5 protein-coding genes and 2 pseudogenes are annotated in these 5,727 nt (G+C 43.4%); 5 read left to right on the top strand and 2 right to left on the bottom strand.

Annotation, left to right across the window (positions count from 1 at the left end):
* Positions 1–945 (top strand): annotated as a pseudogene (locus H6G26_RS37690) (bifunctional DNA primase/helicase); the annotation flags it as partial.
* Positions 946–1,057: 112 nt separating this feature from the next.
* Here the strand turns inward: H6G26_RS37690 and H6G26_RS37685 are convergent.
* Positions 1,058–1,720, bottom strand: coding sequence for a site-specific integrase (locus H6G26_RS37685; protein WP_190736746.1), 663 nt, complete (start codon positions 1,718–1,720; stop codon positions 1,058–1,060).
* A gap of 296 nt (positions 1,721–2,016) precedes the next feature.
* Here H6G26_RS37685 and H6G26_RS37680 point away from each other — a divergent pair, with 296 nt between their 5' ends.
* Positions 2,017–2,211 carry a hypothetical protein gene (locus H6G26_RS37680; RefSeq protein WP_190736743.1) on the top strand — a complete coding sequence of 65 codons (195 nt, stop codon included), beginning with the start codon at positions 2,017–2,019 and terminating at the stop codon, positions 2,209–2,211.
* 235 nt (positions 2,212–2,446) lie between these two features.
* Here the strand turns inward: H6G26_RS37680 and H6G26_RS43425 are convergent.
* Positions 2,447–2,595 (bottom strand): annotated as a pseudogene (locus H6G26_RS43425) (IS1 family transposase); the annotation flags it as partial.
* Positions 2,596–3,098: 503 nt separating this feature from the next.
* Between H6G26_RS43425 and H6G26_RS37675 the strand changes: the two are divergent.
* The 3 genes from H6G26_RS37675 (at position 3,099) to H6G26_RS37665 (ending at position 5,722) form a co-directional block, all read left to right on the top strand.
* The gene (locus H6G26_RS37675) at positions 3,099–3,374 is read left to right on the top strand and encodes a hypothetical protein (protein WP_190736741.1); all 276 of its coding nucleotides are present in this window, start codon (positions 3,099–3,101) and stop codon (positions 3,372–3,374) included.
* A gap of 696 nt (positions 3,375–4,070) precedes the next feature.
* Positions 4,071–4,403 (top strand): hypothetical protein, encoded by a 333-nt coding sequence (locus tag H6G26_RS37670; RefSeq protein WP_190736739.1) that lies wholly within the window; start codon positions 4,071–4,073, stop codon positions 4,401–4,403.
* A gap of 326 nt (positions 4,404–4,729) precedes the next feature.
* Complete coding sequence (locus H6G26_RS37665; RefSeq protein ID WP_190736737.1) at positions 4,730–5,722, top strand: saccharopine dehydrogenase NADP-binding domain-containing protein; 993 nt, start codon at positions 4,730–4,732, stop codon at positions 5,720–5,722.
* The last annotated feature ends 5 nt before the right edge of the window (positions 5,723–5,727 follow it).

Raw genomic sequence — 5,727 nt, 5'->3', positions numbered from 1 at the left:
CGCATTTCTGATTCTTACGGCATTGAAGTAACCGAATCACTCGTAGAAATAGATAAAGGTGGTCGCTTAATAAGAGCGATCGCCGGACTTGAGGCCATTTTAGCCCCACCCGAAGAATCGTTTACTGACCCCAAAACTGGGCAAACTTATCCTACCCCACCAACAATTGTCACCCAAAAAGACCGCACCGAGCGGGACAATTTACCTTTGTGCATCGACTGGGGCAATTACTCGGCACGGTGGCTGGCTAGATTTAACCTGGGGCTGCATCACATTCTCACTTCTTTAATGAAGGGTGATGAAGTTACTGCCGACGATTCCACCTTACTCAAGATGACGGAGATCGCTATACATTGTGCTGCTCACGTCAAAGCAATTCTTGGGTTTACTATTCCCCTGGACTGTAAACCTATTTGGTTGCTAGCTACTTTAGTCGAGCAGCTGGGGCTAAAACTGACTTTCCGCAAGCAGGGCAAGCGCGGTCAACAGGTGAAACTTTTCTCTCTATCAAAGTTGGAATTGGAATTTGCTCTCCAAGTAATTGCTCATCGTGAAACGAAGCGTAATCAAAAAGAAAATCGAACCTATTACGCTCCCCAAACCCCTACTGTGTATAGTGTAAACCCGAATCAGCAGCCCGTATCCATCCCCCCCCTTGATGCTATAGGGAACTCCCATTGCCAGGGGGAAGATACTACCGAATTTGAGTCGCCTCCGACCGATCGCATTACCCTACTCCACTGCGTAGAAATACTTCGCTCTGGCATTTCTCGTGGAGTAGACGCAATTAAAAGCATTCTCAAGCGATGGCAGAGTGATTTGCGCTGGGAGACGGTACTGGAGTTGGAGACGATCGCGGCAAATGAGCTGCGTAAGCTTGAGTCGGCAGTACCAGAATTTTACGCCTTGCTCAATGAAGATGTGTTGCCTATGGAGGGGGGCTAAACTTTCGTCATAACTAACCGTATGCTTGGAGCAATTTCTACTTTTGCTTTCAGCAATTTTACGGCGGTTGCGCTGATGTTGCTTTCCAAATAGATTTTTTAGTAAAATGGGGTCAAGAGCTTTCATGCACTGAATTATCGGTCACTTCGACAAAGAGGGGTTTCCCGAAGTCGTCTTCATCAAACGGAGCAAGTAGGGTTAACGATGATACCGCTCCCAAGACTTGATCTTCTCTCACCTCCAGGTACTTGTACAGCTCGTCCAACGTGCGATGCCCAGAGATTTCCTGAATCACTCTTAAGGGAATTCCGGCATTACTCATCGAGGTGAGTGCTGTACGGCGAAAGCTGTGAGAGCTTACGCCTTCAACTCCTACTTTTTTGCAAGCGACTCGCAATATCCACAGTGCCGAATCCCGGTGCAGGTGGTTATTGGCTCTTGAGTGGTCAGCATTTCCAGGGAACAGCCAAGGGGAATCATCACGCGGCTTATATGCTTGCAACCTGACTCGCAATTCTTGAATTACCGGGATGGCACGGGTAGCCAGCTTCCCTTTCGTGTTACCTTTGCGAAAGATGATTTTGGCTCTGACTTTTCCTTTGGCATCATATACGTCCCGCTTAAGCAACGTCACTGCTTCGTTCACCCGACACGCTGTGTAAAGCATCACCGCAAACAGCGCTTTGTCTCGCAGTGAATCTACCCCCTGCGAGAACAGAAGTTGGATTTCCTGCAAAGACAGAATCTTTGCTCGACCATGCCTATCAATTTTCAAGGTTGCTGCCCCATCAACACCCCGCCCTGTTCTTATTATCCCAGTCCACGGGACAGGTTTTGCCAGGGGTGCAATTTTCGCAGCTATGCAGATGAGCAGTCAATACTTTTCGGATAAATCCAATAATCTCTCTTGTGGTCTGGGGAAAGGTTAAAGGCGAAGAGGTAAAGGTAAATATGAAACCCTTCCCCTTTCCCCCAAAACCCGAAAAGTATTGGATGAGCAGTATGAGTATTATCAGCGCTTAGTGGAATCACTGAGAATGTTTAATACTTTGTGTCTGGCGAAGATGGTTGATGCTGGAATTGCTACGGGGTGATGTCTATATTTATTTGCAATCGCTAATGGTAGCCGTTGGCAGTAGCATCTTTTTACAAAAGCGATCACTTAAAGAATGCGCTGATACATTTGGCGATGATAGCATCAAGGTAATTCATCATGACAAATTACACGATTTAACAAGCGTGTACAGTCCAAGTTTACCTAGATGATACGCTCTCCATGAGCAGTTGATGCTGTAAAAAAATATACTATATTTTTACTGGTAGCAAAGGGAGTGGGAGCAGTTTTTCGCCTGTTGCAACTCGAAAGGCACAACAGCAACAGCCACGCTGCTCGAATTTATCGATCTCTACTTAGGCGATTCCCAAGATAAGGCTGATGCAATAGGTGGTAATAATTTAGACTAATATTTAGACTTTAAATTTAGTTGCTGGTAACAATAGAAGCAGCAGTTGTTTTGAATCGGCTATGTTGCCAAATCCAGTCGAAGTAGCTCACCACTAATCGAATTGTAACTTTTGTCATATCCCATACCTTGCCTTGTTTTGCCGTCGATGCTATCTGCCAGTTTGTTATCGCACAGTACCGTTAGTACATACGAACATCGTTGCGTTTTGCCAGAGCCAATGTGGTGCTGAATTTCAGGAGATAAGACTCGCTCATAGTCCTGTTAGTCAATTGCAGAGTTATATTGAATCTCGATCTCATCATAAGAATTGTTAAACGTGGTAATCGAGAGTTGCATTAGGTGTATTTATGTGATACATTGAAAATGTTTAGATAAAATTGAGATAATTATTACGTGCAAAGACATGAATGCAGACGTTGACCGATGCTTGAACCGAGATTCAAGCATGGTTAGTATTTCAACAAATTTTAATCATTCTACTGAGCGACATTGGGAAAGAACGGTCAAGCAAAAGCTGCTTCGCTCGCTACGTTGAAGCAATTTTTGTAAAATCTTTTTTCAGGCATTAAGGTTTTTGCCCTATTTCTAGTCAAGGTTTCTACTACAACCTATTTTTTGCACTTGCAGGTCGGCACAGGTATTTGTTGGCGATACGCTTTACGTTTGTCTAATTTTCTAATTAGCCCAATGCGTCTAATTCAAATTGAGTTAGAAGTTCCAATCGGGCTGATTCGCAAACACGGCGTAGCTATGCTTTTAAGCGGATTGATTACCCCTTTACGCAAGGAGGCAACAAATAGCTCAAGGCATTGCATTGGAAATGTAGTCAATATCGCTCTTTTGAAAGAGGAGGCAACAAACGATGCTGACAACTTATCAGACAGTAATCGCAATTGCTCTAGGTATGATTGCAATGGTTGGTTTGTTCAACTACTAAACCAAGAAGTAGCAACACTCAATTGAACATAATTCGCTGAGAACGTTCATTTGAGATTAGAATGATGGAGCTTTTAGAATCATGGATGCTCATAGTCACCAATACTTGAACTCTGGTTCAATTGCCTCTTCAACTTCTGGGCATTTTATTGATCAGCATTGGGAAAGAACGGTCAAGCAAAAGCTGCTTCGCTTGTTACGTTGAGATAACGCTTACTGATTCTTTCAGAGACTAAAATCTCTAATGTAAGCCAAGGTTTGTTTGGTGGTTTAACGCATCTGCCTGACGCTGGTACGGATTGCGCCTGTTTAAATTTTTGATGGGCTCAATTCGTTCAACTTTAGATTGAATTATGAGGTTTGTTCGCAATGAAATTGAAACATCAGACACAAAGACCCACGGCGAGAAATTGTCCTAACTGTTCGCACCGATTACTACGTCATATTCGTGGTCAAGGAATCTATTGGTTCTGTCGAAATTGCTGGCAAGAAATGTATTTTCTAGAAAGAACACCTTTTAGACAAGGCTGAAAGAGTATTTCATAGTGCCAATGTTAAAAAAGCTTTCTGAAGTTTGGGCTAAATCCTACCCAAAGTTTGAACTCAAACTAAGTTTTTACAGAGGTAGATTAGTTCAGATGTTTATGCTGACAGGCGCTACACCCATTTAAGTTTTCAGTTTGATGATCTTGTTCAATTCAGATTAAGTCAGGAGTTTCAATCATGATGCTCTTAGTCCAGCGCACAGAAAAGACTGTGTGGTCACAGTTGTGCAATTGTGGTGTTTGCTTCACTCGATGGTTGTTACCTTGCTGGTTTAATATTTTTGCTATTGCAATCCTGTTAACCGCTACTTTGACCTACCTTCTAGCATTTGTTAACGCACCATTCACTCAAATCAGTAGTGACGATTATCAACCGATTTTAAGCACTTTGTTTTTGAACGATGGGATGAGCAATAGCGCTACACCTCAGTTCTCTGGCTACCGATTAGCCCTCTTGTACGACTTTGGCAGATGGCTTGCACAACAAGCAGTTCGACTGTTGTTTAACTGAGTTTAGAACCGTGATTTGAAGACCTTAAATGATGGTCTGTCTTTACATTATCAAACAGAATACATGCGTCAGTCGCCAGAATGGGCTAAACCTTAGCTATCCGCTAACAGAATTGAATTCTGAATCGATTTAGCGGATGAATAAGTGGGTTTAACGAACAGAATACATGCGTCAGTCGTCAGAATTCAGTTGGGTATTATGTACGAAAAAGCGGATAAATAATCGGGTTTAAGTCCCCCACGCTCTTTATTCTGACTCCAGAATTGGTGAATAGCTGAATTCTGAATTCTGAATTCTTCTTCAATGTCGTAATTCCTAGTAAAGAAATGACACAACAAGTTCTAATTTTGGGTGGAAGTGGAAGGATAGGTAGCCAAGTTGCAGTCGATTTACTTACTTGTACTTCTGCCCAAATTAAGATCGTAGGACGCAACCTAAAGATCGGGCAGAGAGTTTCTCAGTCATTGGGTAATCGCTGTCAATTCTTGTCTATTGACTTAGATCAGCGAGAACTGCTACAGGGCGTGATTGCACAGTCTGATTTAGTAATTCACTGTGCAGGCCCATTTCATCATCGCAATGGAAGTGTTTTGAAGCTTTGCATTGATCTAGGGGTGAACTATCTGGATGTAAGCGATCATCCGTCGTTTACTTGCAAAGCGATTGCACTGAAAGTAAAAGCAGAAGCGGCAGGGATTACTGCGATCGTCAACACAGGTATTTTTCCGGGTATTTCTAATAGCATGGTGCGGCGCGATGTCGAGCAGCTTGATGAAGCCCAAAGCATTCATCTGAGCTATGTTGTCGGTGGTTCAGGTGGGGCAGGACTGACTGTGATGCGCTCAACATTTTTAGGTTTACAGCGTCCGTTTGAAGCTCAGATTGATGGCAAGCGCCAAAGTGTTAATCCTTACAGTGATCGTGAAGTGATTAATTTTCCGCACTATGGCAAAGTGGGTGTGTATTGGTTTGATATGCCTGAATCTTTTACGCTTGCAGATACGTTCCCAGTCAAAACGGTGATCACTAAATTCGGATCAGTGCCGCGTTTCTATAACTATTTGACGTGGAGTGTAGCGCGATGCTGGCATCCTAAACTTTTACAATCGCAGAGGGTAATTGAGTTCTTATCACGAGTGAGCTATGGCATGACGCAGATCACTAATGGCTTTAGTGGGATTGAAGTGGTGATTCGATCGGAAGTGACTGGACTCAAACATGGTCAGGACTTACGCAACTGTCACAAGCAATGGCGCGGTGTAGCCGCGCCGTGCGCCAAACAACTAGGCAATAAACATGGGAACATTCGGACGTTTTAGTTGCT

The sequence above is a fragment of the Nostoc sp. FACHB-888 genome, assembly GCF_014696655.1.
Classification (GTDB): Bacteria; Cyanobacteriota; Cyanobacteriia; order Cyanobacteriales; family Nostocaceae; genus Nostoc.
This window is presented reverse-complemented; position numbering and strand designations above follow the sequence as displayed.